At 71.4% G+C, this 15,457-nt stretch carries 15 protein-coding genes; 5 read left to right on the forward strand and 10 right to left on the reverse strand.

Annotated elements, in window-relative coordinates; genetic code table 11:
- Positions 1–27: 27 nt before the first annotated feature.
- Positions 28–1,365 (reverse strand): hypothetical protein, encoded by a 1,338-nt coding sequence (locus Q0Z83_RS48670; protein ID WP_317790381.1) that lies wholly within the window; start codon positions 1,363–1,365, stop codon positions 28–30.
- Positions 1,362–1,982 (reverse strand): DUF4126 domain-containing protein, encoded by a 621-nt coding sequence (locus Q0Z83_RS48675; protein ID WP_317790382.1) that lies wholly within the window; start codon positions 1,980–1,982, stop codon positions 1,362–1,364. Before Q0Z83_RS48675 ends, Q0Z83_RS48670 begins: the two co-directional genes overlap by 4 nt.
- A gap of 71 nt (positions 1,983–2,053) precedes the next feature.
- Between Q0Z83_RS48675 and nucS the strand changes: the two genes are divergently transcribed.
- Positions 2,054–2,713, forward strand: coding sequence for an endonuclease NucS (nucS, locus tag Q0Z83_RS48680; RefSeq protein WP_317790383.1), 660 nt, complete (start codon positions 2,054–2,056; stop codon positions 2,711–2,713).
- A gap of 88 nt (positions 2,714–2,801) precedes the next feature.
- On the opposite strand, the gene Q0Z83_RS48685 is transcribed toward nucS, so the two are convergent.
- The 3 genes from Q0Z83_RS48685 to Q0Z83_RS48695 are packed head-to-tail and all read right to left on the reverse strand — an operon-like array spanning position 2,802 to position 6,436.
- Entirely contained in the window at positions 2,802–4,286 is a 1,485-nt protein-coding gene (locus tag Q0Z83_RS48685) for a DUF6297 family protein (RefSeq protein WP_317790384.1), read from the reverse strand.
- Positions 4,283–4,933, reverse strand: coding sequence for an ABC transporter ATP-binding protein (locus Q0Z83_RS48690; protein WP_317790385.1), 651 nt, complete (start codon positions 4,931–4,933; stop codon positions 4,283–4,285). The genes Q0Z83_RS48685 and Q0Z83_RS48690 overlap by 4 nt, the downstream gene beginning before the upstream one ends.
- A gap of 9 nt (positions 4,934–4,942) precedes the next feature.
- The gene (locus Q0Z83_RS48695) at positions 4,943–6,436 is read right to left on the reverse strand and encodes an aldehyde dehydrogenase family protein (RefSeq protein ID WP_317790386.1); all 1,494 of its coding nucleotides are present in this window, start codon (positions 6,434–6,436) and stop codon (positions 4,943–4,945) included.
- Positions 6,437–6,555: 119 nt separating this feature from the next.
- On the opposite strand from Q0Z83_RS48695, the gene Q0Z83_RS48700 reads away from it, so the two are divergent.
- A complete protein-coding gene (locus tag Q0Z83_RS48700; RefSeq protein WP_378078781.1) occupies positions 6,556–6,816 on the forward strand; it encodes a hypothetical protein in 261 nt (86 codons plus the stop codon).
- Positions 6,817–6,871: 55 nt separating this feature from the next.
- Positions 6,872–7,654 carry an alpha/beta hydrolase gene (locus Q0Z83_RS48705; protein WP_317790387.1) on the forward strand — a complete coding sequence of 261 codons (783 nt, stop codon included), beginning with the start codon at positions 6,872–6,874 and terminating at the stop codon, positions 7,652–7,654.
- On the opposite strand, the gene Q0Z83_RS48710 is transcribed toward Q0Z83_RS48705, so the two are convergent.
- From Q0Z83_RS48710 to mce, 4 genes are all read right to left on the reverse strand, one after another.
- Positions 7,651–8,781: an AI-2E family transporter gene (locus tag Q0Z83_RS48710; RefSeq protein WP_317790388.1), complete on the reverse strand. Its 1,131-nt coding sequence runs from the start codon at positions 8,779–8,781 to the stop codon at positions 7,651–7,653. The two genes, Q0Z83_RS48705 and Q0Z83_RS48710, sit on opposite strands and share 4 nt — an antisense overlap.
- Before the next feature lie 80 nt (positions 8,782–8,861).
- Entirely contained in the window at positions 8,862–10,262 is a 1,401-nt protein-coding gene (locus Q0Z83_RS48715; protein WP_317790389.1) for a Laminin subunit beta-1, read from the reverse strand.
- Positions 10,263–10,505: 243 nt separating this feature from the next.
- Entirely contained in the window at positions 10,506–11,846 is a 1,341-nt protein-coding gene (locus Q0Z83_RS48720; RefSeq protein WP_317790390.1) for a coiled-coil domain-containing protein, read from the reverse strand.
- 279 nt (positions 11,847–12,125) lie between these two features.
- Positions 12,126–12,593, reverse strand: a complete 468-nt coding sequence (mce, locus tag Q0Z83_RS48725; RefSeq protein WP_317790391.1) for a methylmalonyl-CoA epimerase — start codon at positions 12,591–12,593, stop codon at positions 12,126–12,128.
- Between the two features lie 76 nt (positions 12,594–12,669).
- Between mce and Q0Z83_RS48730 the strand changes: the two genes are divergently transcribed.
- Positions 12,670–13,860: an acetyl-CoA C-acetyltransferase gene (locus tag Q0Z83_RS48730; protein ID WP_317790392.1), complete on the forward strand. Its 1,191-nt coding sequence runs from the start codon at positions 12,670–12,672 to the stop codon at positions 13,858–13,860.
- The gene (gene meaB / locus Q0Z83_RS48735; RefSeq protein ID WP_317790393.1) at positions 13,857–14,864 is read left to right on the forward strand and encodes a methylmalonyl Co-A mutase-associated GTPase MeaB; all 1,008 of its coding nucleotides are present in this window, start codon (positions 13,857–13,859) and stop codon (positions 14,862–14,864) included. The genes Q0Z83_RS48730 and meaB overlap by 4 nt, the downstream gene beginning before the upstream one ends.
- Before the next feature lie 3 nt (positions 14,865–14,867).
- On the opposite strand, the gene Q0Z83_RS48740 is transcribed toward meaB, so the two are convergent.
- The gene (locus tag Q0Z83_RS48740) at positions 14,868–15,449 is read right to left on the reverse strand and encodes a PadR family transcriptional regulator (protein WP_317790394.1); all 582 of its coding nucleotides are present in this window, start codon (positions 15,447–15,449) and stop codon (positions 14,868–14,870) included.
- Positions 15,450–15,457: the final 8 nt, after the last annotated feature.

Genomic DNA, 15,457 nt, shown 5'->3' on the forward strand with positions numbered 1-15,457 from the left:
TTAGCCCTAAATGACCTTTTATGGGGTTTAGGTGGTGCGTGTCGTGATCTCGGCAGAGGGGAGGGCGCGGTGCCGGCCCACCACATCGATCCACAGTTGCTCGGCCACCAGCATGGCCGCCTCCCGCTGCCACTGCTTGGTGATGTCCTGCGGCACGTACCGCTTGAACCAGTCGACGGCGAGTCGCGCCTCCCGACTCACCCCGTCGGTCCGCAGCCGGCGTGAATACGGGTTCAGCCCGAGCACACAGCAGAACTGGAGCACGTTGTAGTACCGCCACTCCTCGGTCGTCCCGAACGGCCCGGGCGGCCGCATCGACGACACGCACTCACGCAGCACCGCCCGCAACTCCCGGGCCCGCGCCCGCGGCTGGTCCTCCTTGCCGGCCACCCGCCGATCCACCGACGGCAGGTCGGTCAGCGGGCTCCGGGCCAGCCGGTTCAGGTCACCGAAGTCGTTCAGCGCCCGCCTGGTCATCCGCAGGAACTCCGGCTCGCCGATGGTGTTGAGCCGCCGCTGCTCCCGCCGACGCAGCAGGGCGTCGGCGTTCAGGAACAGCGCCGACCGGTCGGAGCGCAGCGGCTGATCGTCGGCGAGCGCCACCCGGTCCAGCGCCCGGCGCACCTGGGAGCCCAGCCCGGCCAGCGCCGACCCGGCGGCCAGCACGGCGAACTGGAGCAGCGCCACCCCGTCGTGTCCGGGAACCAGCCACAGCGTCACCCCGGCCGGGATCCCGGCCAGCACCAGCACCGCGATCTGGGCGACCAGCGAGCGCCGCAGGTCGGGCCGCAGCCGCTCACCGGTCTCCCCGGCGTGCGCCACCGCCATCAGGTAGCCGACCACCAGCAGGTCGAGGCCGAGCGCGGCGATCGCGGCCAGCTCGCCGGATGTGGTGAACAGCAGCAGCACCAGCGACGCCGTGCCGAGTAGCGCCATCACGGTCAGCGCGAGCGGCAGCATCTTCGGCACCACCTGCTCGCGCAGCCGCCACATCAGGCTCAGCGCGCCGACCATCGGGGCGAGCACGACGAGCCGGCCCGCCTGCGGCAGAAAGATGATCATCAGAAGGAAGGCGGCGCCCAGCAGCAGGGCGCCCCGGTCGATCGGCCGCCGCTCGACCGGGGTCAGCGGCAGCAGCGACACCACGGCGCCGGCCCAGCACAGGGCCGGGATGCAGAGCAGCACCTCGGCGGTGGCCGAGCCGGGCGACACGGTCCAGGCGGCGACACCCAGCGCGTACGACACCAGCGCCGTCGCCGTCCACCGCAGGGTGGCCCGGCTCGGATCACGCCCGATCAGGTAGCACGCGAGCCAGCAACTCAGGGCGAAGGCGGGTACGGCGATCGCGATCACCCCGAGAGTCAACCAAACAGGTGACGGGTCTCGACACTCCCGGCCCGCTCCCGCTTACGGCGACTCCGCCGCCGCACCACCCAGACGGCCGCCCACACGAGCACCCCGAGACCGATCAGGACGAGCACCGGAAGCACGATGGCCAGCACCGACATCACCACGCTGCCGAGATCCTCGGCGGTGCTGGCGACCGGCGCGCCGAATCCGGCGGTCGTCACGTTGACCACCGGGCGGGACGCCGCCTTCAGAATGTGGACGATCAGCGCGATCACCACCCCGGCGACGATCGGCACCCACTGGTTCGAGGTGAAGAACGCGCCCGGGTCGGTGACGGTCACCGTCTCCGAGGCCGAGCCCGCACCGAACGCCAGGCCGCCCGCGGTGGGCCTGATGAACGTCTGCACCACGTCGTTGAAGTGGTCGACCACCGGCACCTTGTCGGCCACCACCTCGATGGCGAACAGGATCGCGAGAATCGTCAGCGTCCAGCCGTCGGCCAGCCACGCCGAACCGGACGGCAGATCGATCGCCGACGTGTACCGGGCCAGCAGACCCATGGTCAGCAGCGGGATGTAGGCGTTGAGCCCGGCGGAGGCGGCGAGACCGGTACCGGTCAATACTTCGAACACGATCTCAGGATCGCACCGCCGCGCACGTGCCGCCCGCCGGGTCCGCGCGGATCGTCAGGTACCGTCGTGCGGTGCGTCTGGTCATCGCGAAATGCTCCGTGGACTATGTCGGCCGTCTCTCCGCCCACCTGCCCCCGGCGGTGCGGCTGCTGATGGTCAAGGCCGACGGGTCGGTGTCGATTCACGCCGACGACCGTGCCTACAAGCCGCTCAACTGGATGAGCCCGCCCTGCAAGCTGCAGGAGGCCCCCGGTGTGTGGAAGGTGGTGAACAAGGCCGGTGAGGAGCTGCGGATCACCCTGGAGGAGGTCTTCCAGGACTACTCCTACGAGCTGGGTGTGGACCCCGGGCTGGTCAAGGACGGTGTCGAGGCGCATCTCCAGGAGTTGCTGGCCAAGCACCCGGAGACCTTCGGCGAGGGGCACACCCTGGTGCGCCGCGAGTTCATGACCGCGATCGGCCCGGTCGACCTGCTCCTCAAGGATCCCGAGGGCAAATCGGTCGCGGTCGAGGTCAAGCGCCGCGGCGAGATCGACGGTGTCGAGCAGCTCACCCGCTACCTCGAACTGATGAACCGCGATCCGCTCCTCGCCCCGGTCCAGGGCGTCTTCGCCGCCCAGGAGATCAAACCCCAGGCCCGGGTGCTGGCCACCGACCGCGGCATCCGCTGTGTGGTCGTCGACTACGACGCCCTCCGGGGCATGAAAAAAGACGAACTAACCCTTTTCTGATCGTACGGCCACCAAAGCACCGTTCCCTACACCGCGACGCGGGCGTGCCGCACGCCCGCCAACGCGCCTTTCGGGCGGAAGCGGCCGGTCACTTCGCCAGGCCCACCCGGGACGGGTCGGTGCTCCAGGAGAGGTAGGCGCGGATGCCCAGTGCCGCCACCCCGGCCTGCACGGCGATCGCGGTCCACGTGGCCGGCCGGTCCCCGAGCAGGGTGATCACCGCGGGCAGGGCGAGGATCAGCAGATCCAGCCCGGCGAAGGCGTAGACGATCGGCCCGGTCGGCACCGAACCCATCGGGGTGTCGACCGGGATCAGGTCGTTGCGGACGAACCCGGCCCGGGCCGCCCGCACCGCGACGACACCGCCGACCGGTCCGAGCGCCAGGCCCATCGCCCACCACTGGCCCGGCGGCAGCCCACCGGCCGCCTGGAGCAGACCGAGCGCGGCCGTGGCCCAGATCGCCCCGAGGACGGCCGGCACCCACAGCCGCTGCCCGACCACCCGGCGCGAGTCGAGCCCGAGCATCCGCAGCAGCACCGGGTTGCCGGCGTCGGTCTTGATCGTGGCGCTGGTGGCCTTGGCCGCGATCACCATCCCGGCGAGCAGCGCGATCACCAGCACCCAGCGCGGTACCGAGATCAGCAGCAGCGGCAGTGCGGTGGATGCGGCCGTCCACACCAGACGAGCCGGGCGGCGCCGGGCCAGCAGCAGGTCCTGGCCGGTGAGCGGCGGCAGGCGGCGGGGCAGCCGGGTCGACCGCAGTCGCCGGGTCGCCCAGTAGCGGCGCTCCAGCATCTCGGAGAGGAACGACGGCTCGATGCCGTAGACCGAGTCGGCGAGTGTTCCAGCGGTCTTGGCGGACTCCAGGATCGCGTCGTTGGGTGTGCGCGCGAGGTCGCGTACCCCCAGCAGAAACGCCAGGACGGTGAGCGCCGCGAGGGCACCGGTGACGGTGACCACGACGGATGCCGCGGCTTCTCCGCCGAGAGCGGGCGGCGTCCAGCCGGTCGCCTCGGCGACCAGACCGGCCAGGCCGATCGCGAGCGCGAGCCGGGCGACGGTGTCGGTGAGCGACGCGAGTCGCGGCCGCGACTGCGCGGCCGAGGCGAGGAGCGCGAGGAGTACGCCGAACAGCGCGCCCGTGACGACCAGGATCGGAGATCCGCTCGCGACCGTGTTGCCGAGGACGCCGAACGCCGCCGCACCGCCCGCGACGGCCGCACCGAAGGCGGTCGCGAGCAACGACGGGGCCAGCAGTTTCGGCCGGCTGACCGGTGCGGTGAGCAGGAAGTACGCGGCCGGCCGGGTGACCGAGACCGGCCCGAGTCGGCGCAGGGTCAGGTGGATCAGACCGGTGGCGCAGGCGGCCGTGGCGAGCGCGCCGACCCCGCTGAGGTGCGGGACGAGCGGGCTGAAGACGGCCCGCAGGGTGTCCTGGGCCATCACCGACAGCACGGCGATCGAGAACACCACCGTGTAGATGGTGGCGAGCGCGTCCCCGCGGTCCCGATGGGCGGCCTGGGCCTTGCGGATCCATCGGCGGACCGGCCGCAGCGCGACGACGGCGGTCACGCGGGGCCCGGCCCGGTCAGCTGCTCCATCGACACCATCTCGGCGCCGGACGCCACCGCGAACTTGTCGTCGTGGCTGGCCAGCAGCAGCGAACCGCCGGTGGACAGGTAGTCGGCGAGCATCCCGGCGACCATCGCCCGGCCCTCCGGGTCGAGGCGTTGCTCCGGCTCGTCCAGGATGAGCAGCGAACTGGGCCGCAGCAGCACCAGTGCGAGGGTGAGCCGCTGTTTCTGGCCCGATGACATCGACGGCGGGATGGCGTCGGCGTGCCCGGCCAGCCCGAACTTCTCCAGCGCCTCGTCGATGCCGGATTCGTCGGGGTCCTGGCCATGCGCGCGGCACACCAGTTCGGCGTGCTCGCGGACGGTGAGGCCGGGGTACCAGGTGGGCGGCTCGACGGTGGTGGCCACCGCGCGCCAGAACTCGGGACTGTCGCCCGGTGCCGCGCCGAAGACCCGAACGGTGCCCTCGTCGGCCTGCTGGAGGCTGCTCACGCAACGCAGCAGAGTGGACTTCCCGATGCCGTTCTCGCCCGTCACACAGACGCCGGTGCCGGCCGGGACGGTCAGTCCCACATCCACCAGCACCGGCGTCGAGCCGTAACTCACGTACAGACCATTGACCTCGACCGCTGGGTGATCAACCACCCACACAGATTAGGGCTTGCGGCCGTACAGCAGGCGCAGCGCCTTGACGATCTGCTGGACCTGGGCCGGGGTGCGTTCGAACGTCATGGCCGGGAGCAGGGACGGGCCGCGGCGTACGGTGATCGCCTTGGCCCGGGCGAACTCGCGCAGGCCGTCCTCACCGTGGATGCGTCCGAACCCGGACTCGCCGACCCCGCCGAACGGCAGGTTGCCCATCCCGACGAAGGTGAGCGTCCCGTTCACGGCCACCATCCCGGACCGCAGCCGCCGGGCGATCCGGATCGCGTTCTTCTTACCGAAGACCGAGCCGCCCAGGCCGTACGGCGTGTCGTTGGCCTTCTGCACCGCCTCGTCGGCGTCGCGCACCCGGGTGATCGTCAGGGTCGGCCCGAAGGTCTCCTCACGGATCTCCGCCGAGTCGTCGGGCACGTCCACCAGCACGGTCGGCGCGACGAACGGCGCCTGCACCGCCTCGGCGCCGCCGAGCACCGCCTTGCCGCCCTTGGCCAGCGCGTCCTCGATGTGGTCGCGGATGATGTCGAGCTGCTTGGGCATGGTGATCGGGCCGATCTCCTCGCCGGTGCGCAGCTTGCCGGCCTTGGCCACGACCGCCTCGACGAACCTGTCGTAGACCGGCTCGACGGCGTAGACCCGCTCGATGCCGATGCAGGTCTGCCCGGCGTTGGTCATGGCGCCCCAGACCGCGGCCTCGGCGGCGGCGTTCACGTCGGCGTCCGCGTCGACGATCAGCGCGTCCTTACCGCCCGCCTCCAGCACGACCGGCACCAGATTCTCCGCGCAGGCGGCCATCACCTTCTTGGCGGTGGCCGTCGAGCCGGTGAACGACACCTTGTTCACCCCGGACCGGCACAGCGCCCCGCCGACGTCACCGAGGCCGTGCACCGCCTGCAGCACCGGGTGTTCCGGAACCACCTCGGCGAACGTGTCAGCCAGCCACTGCCCGACGATCGGGGTGTACTCGCTCGGTTTGAAGACGATGGTGTTGCCGGCCGCCAGGGCGCCGCTGATCGGGCCGACCGGCGTGACGATCGGATAGTTCCACGGGCCGATCACGCCGACCACGCCGTACGGCTGGTACTCCAGGTGGCCGGAGTGCTCGGCGACCAGGATCCGGGTGCGGACCCGGCGCGGGCCGAGCACCTTCTTCGCGTGGCGGGCCGCCCAGTCCAGGTGCTCGACCGCGGCGACCGCCTCGATCGTGCCGTCGGCCAGGGGCTTGCCGGACTCCTTGTGAACGAGCTCGGCCAGCTCCTCGATCCGCTGGACGATCAGGGAGCGCCAGCGCAGCAGCCGGGTCTTGCGGCCGTCGAAGCCGAGCCCCTGCCACCACACGGCGGCTTCCCGGGCCCGTTCGACGGCTGCGACCACGGCCTTCTCGTCGGCGACCGGCACGCGGCCGGCCTCCTCGCCGGTGGCCGGGTTGGTGGAGATCAGCCAGCCGTCATCGATCACGGGGAGGCCGGGAACGTGAGTCGCCGTCATGTCCCGAGTCTAGGGTGATTGTTACCGGCGAGTCACTACGTACGCTTGACCTCGTGAGCCCCCGCCGTAACCGCCCCCGCCGCCCGTCCGACGACGAGCCGAGCCCGGACCGTCCCGGGATCACCGAGCAGCGCGTCCAGCAGTGGCAGGACGGCGAGTGGATGGTGCGGTCGATCTTCGGTGCGGCGGCCGCCAAGACGTACCGGTGTCCGGGCTGCATGCAGGAGATCCGTCCCGGGGTGGCGCACGTGGTGGCGTGGCCGGCCGACGGCTGGGGCGACATGGCCGACCGCCGTCACTGGCACACCGGGTGCTGGCGCGGCCGGGACCGGCGCACCCCGGGGGTGGAGCGCTCGCGCAACGCTCCGAGGTATGGGTGAAGCCATCCGACCGCCCCGCCCACCGCCCTCGAAACGGAAGTGAAAACCTCTTCCCATGAGCAACCAGATCCGGGCCAACTCGATCCTGCCCGCCCACCGGGAGGACATCGAGCTGCACACCGCGGACGGCGTCACCCTCGTCGGTGAGCTGGCCCGACCGCTCGACCGCGAGCCGGTGGCCACCCTCGTCTGCCTACACCCGCTACCCACCCACGGCGGGATGATGGACAGCCACGTCTATCGCAAGGCGGCGTGGCGCCTGCCCGCCCTGGCCGGGCTCGCCGTGCTGCGCTTCAACACCCGCGGCACCAGCAGCGTCCGCGGTACCAGTGGCGGCTCGTTCTCGAAGGCGGTCGACGAGCGGTTCGACGTGGCCGCCGCCATCGAGTATGCGGAGTTCGCCGACCTGCCGGACATCTGGCTGGTGGGCTGGTCCTTCGGCACCGACCTGACCCTGATGTACGGGCTGGACCCGGCCGTCTCGGGCGCGGTCCTGCTCTCCCCGCCGCTGCGGTTCTCCCAGCCGGAGCACCTGGCCGCCTGGGCCGAGAACGGCAAGCCGGTCACCGCGCTGATCCCCGAGTTCGACGACTACCTGCGCCCGGTCGAGGCCGCCGAACGCTTCGCCGCCATCCCGCAGGCCGAGGTCGTGCCGATGCCCGGCGCCAAGCACCTGTGGGTCGGCGACGCCGAGAAGGTCCTGGACGAGATCGTCCGCCGGGTGGCCCCCGGGGTGACCACTCCGCTCCCGACGACCTGGGACGGCCCGATGGAGACCGGCGACGCCACCGCCTACGCCGACCGGACCGTCGCCGCCTTCGACAGGGACCAGCGCTAGCGTTCCTCCAGGCTGGGCAGCATGACCTCCCGCATGATCAGCTGGATGGCGGCCACCATCGGGATCGCGATGAGCGCGCCGATCACGCCGAACAGGCCGACCCCGAGCAGGGCCGCCACCAGCGCCGCCACGTCGCTCACCCGGACCGAGCGGCGCATCACCCGTGGGTAGATCAGATAGTTCTCGAGCTGCTGGTAGATGATGAAGAACACGATGCAGGCGATGCCGTCGGACACCGACGACGCCAGCCCGACCAGGCTCACCACGATCGCACCGAGGGTGGCCCCGATCTGCGGGATCAGGTCACAGACCGCGACCACCACGGCCAGGGCGAAGGGGTACGCCAGACCCAGCGCGAGAGCCAGCCCGAAGGTGCTCGCCCCGGCCAGCACGGCGATCGCCAGCGCACCCACCATGTACGCGCCGACCTTGGTCAGGATCTCGTCGCCGATCAGCGTGACCCGCTCCCGCCGGGAGGCCGGGACCAGCCGGTACCCGGTCGACTTGAGCCGCTCGAACGACGCCATGAAGTAGATCGTCAACACCAGCACGGTCAGGATGTTGAAGATCGTGCCGAACAGCAGCCGGGCACCGCCGACCACACCACCCAGGGCGTTCGTGATCGTCCCGGCGTTCACCGCGCCCTGCACCCGGTTCGCGATGTCGTAGCGCTGCACCAGTTCGTTGACCGTCTGGCTGCGGCGCAGGCTCTCCACCACGTCCGGCGCATTGTTGATCAGCTCGGTGGTCTGGGTGACCAGCGGCGGGATCAGCGCCACGATGCCGCCGGCCAGCAACCCGACCACGCTGAGCGCCACGATCGCCACCGCCACGCCCCGGCGCAGGCCCCAGCTGCGCAGCCGGACCACCGCCGGATTGAGGCCGATCGCCAGGAACAGCGCGATGAAGATCAGGATGAGCATCGAGGTGGCGTTGCGGATGCCGAGGAACAGCGAATACGCCACCAGCAGGCCGAGCCCGAAGAGGAAGCCGACCAGGAACGGGTTGCGCCGGTTCAGCGGCGGTCCGGGCTCACCGAACCGCTTCTCCTCGACCGGCGGTCTCCCCTCGGCCGGTGGTTCGTCCTCGGTCGGCGGTTTCACCTCGGCGGGTGGCTCGGCGGACATCAGACCTCCTCGATCGCCGAATCCGGCGATCGGAGGCTATCGCCGCCGAGCCCGGCCCACCACCGGGAACGACCCTGAACTCACTCGGCGTCGGCCGGGACCCGGGTCGCCTGCGGAACCGTCACCTTCGCCGACGCGGTCACCTTGCCGGGCTGCTTCTCCGCGGGCTGCGGCTGGACCGCCACCGGCACCGGCTCCACCGGCTTCTCGGCCGGCGCCTCCGGCTCGCCCGGGTCACTCGGGTCGGCGGCGGCGGCCAGCACCGCGGCGGCGGCCAGCTCGGCCACCCGCTTCGCCTCTTTCTGCACCTGGCGGCGAACCTCGGCGGCGTGCCGCTCGGCGGCCTCACCGGAGCGCTTGGCCTCGGCCACCCGCTTCAGCTCCGACTCCAGCTGCTGCTGGGTCTCGGCGAGACGCTGACGGACCCGCTCGGCCTCAGTCTCGGCGGCCTGGGCCTGCTCCTGCGCGGTGACCCGCCGCTGCTCGGCCTGTGCCACCTCGCTGTTGGCGGCTTCCAATTCCCGGCCGGCCTGGGCGATCCTCTCCTGCTGGGCGGCGATCTCCTTGCGGACGGCCGTGGCCTGATCGTCGGACCGCCGGAGGACCTCCTCGGCATACTTGTCGGCCTCGCTGCGCAGGTCGGCGCACTGCTTCTCGACACCGGCCCGCATCTGGCCGAGCTCCTCGATCACCGAGTGCCGGCGCAGCGCCAGCTCGTGCTCGACCGACGCCTTCAGATCGGCCAGCTCGCGCTCGGCCTCGGCCCGCTTCGCGGCGATCTCCTGGCTGGTCTTCTCCCGGAGCGCCTTGAGCTCCTGCTCGGCCTGCATCCGGGTGGACTGCACATATCCGTCCACTTCGGCCCGCTGGCGCGCGGCATCCTGGGTGGCCTGCTCGACCAGGTGCTTGCCCTCGTTGCGGGAGCGGACCAGAACCGCCTCCGCTTCCTTGCGCATCTGCTCACCGGCCTGGCGAGCGGCGGCGAGTGCCTTGTCCGAGGCGACCCGCTTGGCGGTGTCGACCTTCTCCTCCTCGGCCCGGCGCGCGGCCAGGGCGATCTCGAAGTCACGGATGCCGTTGTGGGCGTGCGCCTCGGCCTCGGCCCGGATCCGCTCCGCCTCGGCCAGCCGGGAGGCGATGTCGTCGGTGGCTGAGGCCTTGATCGCCTCGCCCTGCTCCTCGGCCAGGGCCAGGATCTGCTCGACCCGGGGGCCCAGGTGCCGGAACGACACCTCACCGCTGACCCCGGAGTCACGCCGCGCCTGCGCCAACTCCGCCTGGAGACCCTTTATCTGCGCCGTCATCGCCTGCATCTGCGAGTAGGCCTGCTCGCGGTCGGCGAGGAGGGCAGCGATCTCGTTCTCCGCCCGGGTCACGTATCGCTCGACCTGCTTGCGCTCGTAACCCCGCAGGGCGGTCTCGAAGCTGGGTTCGGTGGCCGAATCTCCGCCGAGACCGAGAATTTCACCGCCGTGCGACATGCTTTCCATCCTCACATACGCATCGTCCCGTGGCGTGTCGATACACACCGGTTTGGCAGAGACGATCCGGGTAGTTGTGATCTGTCTGACCTCGGCTTGATTAACCCAGGCAAGCGCGAAACGAGTCAGGCCGTACCGGAGAAACTCCGGTACGGCCTGATTTCGTCGTCGAATGCCCCGGCCGTTGTCAACCGTCGCGCACTCGCGGCGGCTCCGCAACCGGAGAGAGACGATGGTCTCGCGTCAGGAATTCGTCTGAGCGGCGACCGGCTCGTCCTCGTCGTCATCCGCCTCGGCGAGCTCGTCCTGGGCCGTGACCTGCTCGGGAGCACGCTGCGCGGGTGCCTCGGCGGGCTTGGCGGCAGCGGCCACCGCGGCGGCCGCCGCAGCTGGGGCAGCGGCCCCGCCGACGCCCGGCACCAGGCCGGACAGGCCGGACAGCATCTGACCCAGCTGGTTGGTGACCGCGTCCTTCTGACGGGTCAGGTCCTCGACCTCGCGGCGAGCCGCCTGAGTGGTCAGCTCCGCCTCCTGGCGGGCGTCGCCGAGCAGGCGGTTGGCCTCCTGGCGAGCCTCGGTGACGGTCTTGTCGGCCAGCGCCCGCGCCTTCTCGACGGTCTCGGACGAGTGACGCTCGGACTCGATGCGGCGGCTCTCGGCGCGCTGCTCGATCTCCTTCGACCGGTCCTCGGCGGCGCGAGCCCGCTCCTCGGCCTCGGCCACCATCTTCTGGGTGGCGGCGACCTGGGCGGCGTGCCGCTGCGACTCCTCGGCCTCGGCCTTCTCCCGACGCTCGGCGATCTCCAGCGCCAGGGCCTGCAGGTCCTTCTCGCGCTTGTCGCGGGCGTCGGCGAGCAGCTTGGTGGCCTCGGCGCGCTTCTCCTCGGCCTCCCGGCCGGCCTTCGCGCGGGCCTGGGTGATCTCCCGCTCGGCGGTGGCGCGCAGCGACGCGACCTCACGCTCCACGGTCGACTTGAGCTCGGCGACCTCGTGCGCGGTCACGGTACGCAACTGCTTGGTCTCGCGGTCGGCGTCCGACCGCAGGGTGTCCGCCTCGCGGCGGGCCTGGACCCGGGCCTCGGCGGCCTCGCGCTCGGCGTGCGTGCGGACCTGGCCGGCCTCACGCTCGGCGGTCGCCTTCATGGCGGCGGCCTCGGCACGCGCCTTGTCGGTGATCTCGCGGGCCTCGAGACGAGCCGCGGAGAGAATGCCCTCGGACTCCCGCTTCGCCTCGTTGCGGTGATCGTTCGCCTGTTCCTCGGCGAGCCGCAGGATCTGCTCCACCCGGGTGCCCAGCCCGGAGAGCGTCGGCCTGTTGTTCTCCTCCAGCAGCTTGTTGCTGTCGGCGAGTTTCTGCTCGAGCGCGTTCAGCCGCTGTTCGGCCTGGCGCAGGCGACGCTGCGCGTCGTTCATCCGCTGCTCGGCCTCGCCGCGGGCCGCCTCGGACTGGTTCAGCGCGGCGAGCAGCCGGCCGATGTGTCCGTCGACCTGTCCGCGGTCATATCCCCGCAGTACGACGGTGAAGTCGTGCTGGGAGTTGGCGGTCTCGAAGAAGGCCAGGTTCTGATCCTGCTGCTGGGGCATTGCGCCATCCTGGCGAAGAGGAATCGGACATGCAAGAGCCGATGGGCATCCGAACCGCATCGTAGATCAGCTTCGACCTGGAGCGCAGACCGCCCCCGGGCCGTTCGGGGAGGACCGCTGACTCACCGGCCGGTCCGGCGTCGTCCCGCTGTCACCAGCCCACTCGGGGCTTCGGGGGATTCCGGGCCTGTCGCCGGGGTCGTCGGCCCTGCTCAATGCCCCCGATCCTGCCAGGCGGGCGGGTCCGCGTCAGGTCGAATCACCCGCGAGAGGTACGCCTCACGCCGGCTCCACCAGCTCCACCAGCACACCCCCGGCGTCCTTGGGGTGCACGAAGTTGATCCGGGAACCCGCCGTGCCCCGTTTCGGCGTGTCGTAGAGCAGCCGCAGACCCCGGGCCCGCAACGCGTCCGCGGCGGTCTCCACGTCGGCCACCGTGTAGGCGAGTTGTTGCAGGCCGGGGCCGCTGCGATCGATGAACTTCGCGATCGCCGAGTCGGGCCGGGCCGGGGCCAGCAGTTGCAGTCGCGGGCCGCTGCCGTCGCCCACCGCGAGCATCGCCTCGCGGACGCCCTGCTCCTCGTTCGTCTCTTGATGCACACAGTGCAAACCGAAGTTCTCGGCATAGAAGCGGAGCGCTTCGTCCAGATCGGCCACCGCGATCCCGACATGATCGATTTTGAGGAGGCCGACATCGGAGAATGTGACATTCTCAGCCGCGTTGCCGCTCGATGTGTCGTCAGTCATGGGGCTAGTCTCGGACCTGACCCATCGTTAAGGCCACTCCGGGTGTTCCCCGCGCCCGTTCCCGCAGATCGGAATCATGACCGTGACCAGCTCCGTCATCGTCAGCGGCGCCCGGACCCCGATGGGGCGCCTTCTCGGAAACCTCAAACACCTGCCCGCCACCGCCCTCGGTGGGCACGCCATCGCGGCCGCCCTCAGCCGGGCCGGCATCGAGCCCGATCGTGTGCAGTACGTGATCATGGGCCAGGTGCTCCAGGCCGGCTGTGGTCAGATCCCGGCCCGCCAGGCCGCCGTCGCCGCCGGCATTCCGATGTCGGTTCCGGCGCTCACTGTCAATAAGGTGTGCCTCTCCGGCCTGGACGCGATCGCCCTGGCCGACCAGCTGATCCGGGCCGGCGAGTTCGACGTCGTGGTGGCCGGCGGCATGGAATCGATGACCAATGCGCCGCATCTGCTGACCGACCAGCGCGCGGGCCGTAAGTTCGGTGACGTGCTGGTGCGCGACCACACCGCCTTCGACGGCCTGATGGACCCGTGGGCGGGCATCTCGATGGGTGAGTCCACCGAGGCCAGTGGCGTGCGCCTGGGCATCACCCGGCAGGAGCAGGACGCGTTCGCCGCGCAGAGCCACCAGCGGGCCGCCGCCGCCCAGCGGGAGGGTCGGTTCGCCGAGGAGATCGCGCCGGTCCCCGCCGGTGGCCGCAACGCCACCGGGCCGGTCGACGGTGACGAGGGCGTCCGTCCGGACACCACCGGCGAGTCGCTGGCCAGGCTGCGCCCGGCCTTCACCCCGGACGGCACGATCACCGCCGCCAGCTCCTCGCCGATCTCCGACGGCGCCGCCGCGGTCGTGGTGATGAGTCGGGCCAAGGCCGAGGAGCTGGGCCTGACCTGGCTCGCCGAGATCGTGTCGCACGGCAACGTCGCCGGTCCGGACAGCTCGCTGCAGTCCCAGCCGGCCAACGCCATCCGGCACGCGCTCGACAAGGCCGGCCTCGCCGTCGAGGACCTCGACCTGATCGAGATCAACGAGGCGTTCGCCCAGGTGGTCATCCAGTCTACCCGCGAGCTGAAGGTGGACGAGTCGATCGTCAACGTCAACGGCGGCGCCATCGCGCTCGGCCACCCGATCGGCATGTCCGGCGCCCGGCTCGTACTCACCCTGGCTCTCGAACTGCAGCGGCGCGGCGGCGGTCTCGGCGCGGCCGGCCTGTGCGGCGGCGGTGGCCAGGGCGACGCGCTGATCATCAAGGTCCCCGCGGCGTGACGGTTCCGTCTTCGCCGCCGGTCGGTGCCGCGTCCGGCGGCACCGGCGGCGGCCGGCGGTCGCGTGACGTGCCGACCCTGGTCGCCCGGGCCCGGGAGGGCGACGCCCGGTCGGTGGCCCGCCTGATCAGCCTGGTCGAGAACGACGATCCGGCCCTGCCTGAGGTGGCCGCCGCGATGGCGTCGCACGCCGGGCGGGCCCAGGTCGTGGGGCTCACCGGCGCACCCGGCGTGGGCAAGTCGACCACCACGAACGAGCTGGTCCGCGCCCTGCGTGCGGCCGGACACCGGGTCGGTGTGCTGGCGGTCGACCCGTCCAGCCCGTTCACCGGCGGGGCGATCCTCGGCGACCGGATCCGGATGCAGGACCACACCGCCGACTCCGGGGTCTACATCCGCTCGATGTCCAGCCGCGGCCAGCTCGGCGGGCTGTCGGCGGCCACGCCGCAGGCGGTCCGGGTGCTGGAGGGCGCCGGTTGCGACGTGATCCTGGTCGAGACGGTCGGCGTCGGCCAGGCCGAGGTGGAGATCGCCTCGCTCGCCGACACCACGCTGGTGCTGCTGGCGCCCGGGATGGGTGACGCGATCCAGGCCGTGAAGGCGGGCGTGCTGGAGATCGCCGACGTCTTCGTGATCAACAAGGCGGACCGGCCCGGCGCCGACGCCACCTACCGTGACATCCAGGGCATGCTCGCCCTCGGCGAGCGCGGCCCGGGTGAGTGGCGGCCGCAGGTGGTCCGCGCGGTCGCCGTCAAGAACGAGGGCATCGACGACGTGGTGGCCGCGATCGGCAAGCACCGCGAGTGGCTGGAGAGCACCGGCAACCTGCAGAACCGGCGTGAGCAGCGGGCCGCCGCGGAGATCTCGGCGCTGGCGCTGGGCACGCTGCGGGCCCGGATGGGCGACCTGCGCGGCGGTGCGGCGCTGCCGGCCCTCGCCACCCGTGTCGCGAACGGGGAGATCGACCCGCACGCCGCCGCCGCCGAGCTGCTGGCGAGCCTCTAGCCGTCAGCCGAAGCGGGCCAGCGTCTGCTCGATCAGGGCGCGGTCCCAGTGCAGGGTGCCGTCGTCCAGCTCGGCGATCAGCGCGCGCAGCCAGGTGATCTCGGCGCGCAGCATGCCGGCCCGGTACTCGTCCTCGATCAGGAACAGCCGGGGCAGCCCGGGCGGAGCCTGCGCGTCGACCGCCCCGGCCCGCTCGGTCAGCCTCTCCACCCGGCGTTCCAGCAGCTCGCGCGTCTCGGCCGGGGTGAGCATCGGCAGGAATGCGAGCGCCACCGGGAACTCCGGGAACTCGCGTGCCGGCTCCGGCAGCATCTCCAGCAGCCAGCGCCGCAGGCTGGCCGCGCCCTCCTCGGTCACCTCGTAGACGGTCCGTTCGGGACGGCCGGGCTCGCGGCTGGTCTCACCGGGGCGGGCCAGTCCCTCCCGTACCAACCGATCGAGGGTTTGGTAGACGCTGTTGCGCTGCGCGACGTTGACCAGCTGGTCCTGACCGCGCTCCTTGATCACCTGCTGCATCCGGTACGGGTGCATCGGCGCCTCCACCAGTAGAGCCAGCAGAACCATCGCCAGGGGAGACCGCTTCATGCGGGTCA

It is taken from the genome of Actinoplanes sichuanensis, from assembly GCF_033097365.1.
GTDB classification, from domain to species: domain Bacteria; phylum Actinomycetota; class Actinomycetes; order Mycobacteriales; family Micromonosporaceae; genus Actinoplanes; species Actinoplanes sichuanensis.

What these genes read in the sequence shown, in the direction of transcription:
- Q0Z83_RS48695 (WP_317790386.1), bottom strand. Translation starts at nt 6,436, where the DNA reads ATGACGGCGACTCACGTTCCCGGCCTCCCCGTGATCGATGACGGCTGG.
- Q0Z83_RS48705 (WP_317790387.1), top strand. Translation starts at nt 6,872, where the DNA reads ATGAGCAACCAGATCCGGGCCAACTCGATCCTGCCCGCCCACCGGGAG.
- Q0Z83_RS48710 (WP_317790388.1), bottom strand. Translation starts at nt 8,781, where the DNA reads ATGTCCGCCGAGCCACCCGCCGAGGTGAAACCGCCGACCGAGGACGAA.
- Q0Z83_RS48715 (WP_317790389.1), bottom strand. Translation starts at nt 10,262, where the DNA reads ATGTCGCACGGCGGTGAAATTCTCGGTCTCGGCGGAGATTCGGCCACC.
- Q0Z83_RS48720 (WP_317790390.1), bottom strand. Translation starts at nt 11,846, where the DNA reads ATGCCCCAGCAGCAGGATCAGAACCTGGCCTTCTTCGAGACCGCCAAC.
- mce (WP_317790391.1), bottom strand. Translation starts at nt 12,593, where the DNA reads ATGACTGACGACACATCGAGCGGCAACGCGGCTGAGAATGTCACATTC.
- Q0Z83_RS48730 (WP_317790392.1), top strand. Translation starts at nt 12,670, where the DNA reads ATGACCGTGACCAGCTCCGTCATCGTCAGCGGCGCCCGGACCCCGATG.
- Q0Z83_RS48740 (WP_317790394.1), bottom strand. Translation starts at nt 15,449, where the DNA reads ATGAAGCGGTCTCCCCTGGCGATGGTTCTGCTGGCTCTACTGGTGGAG.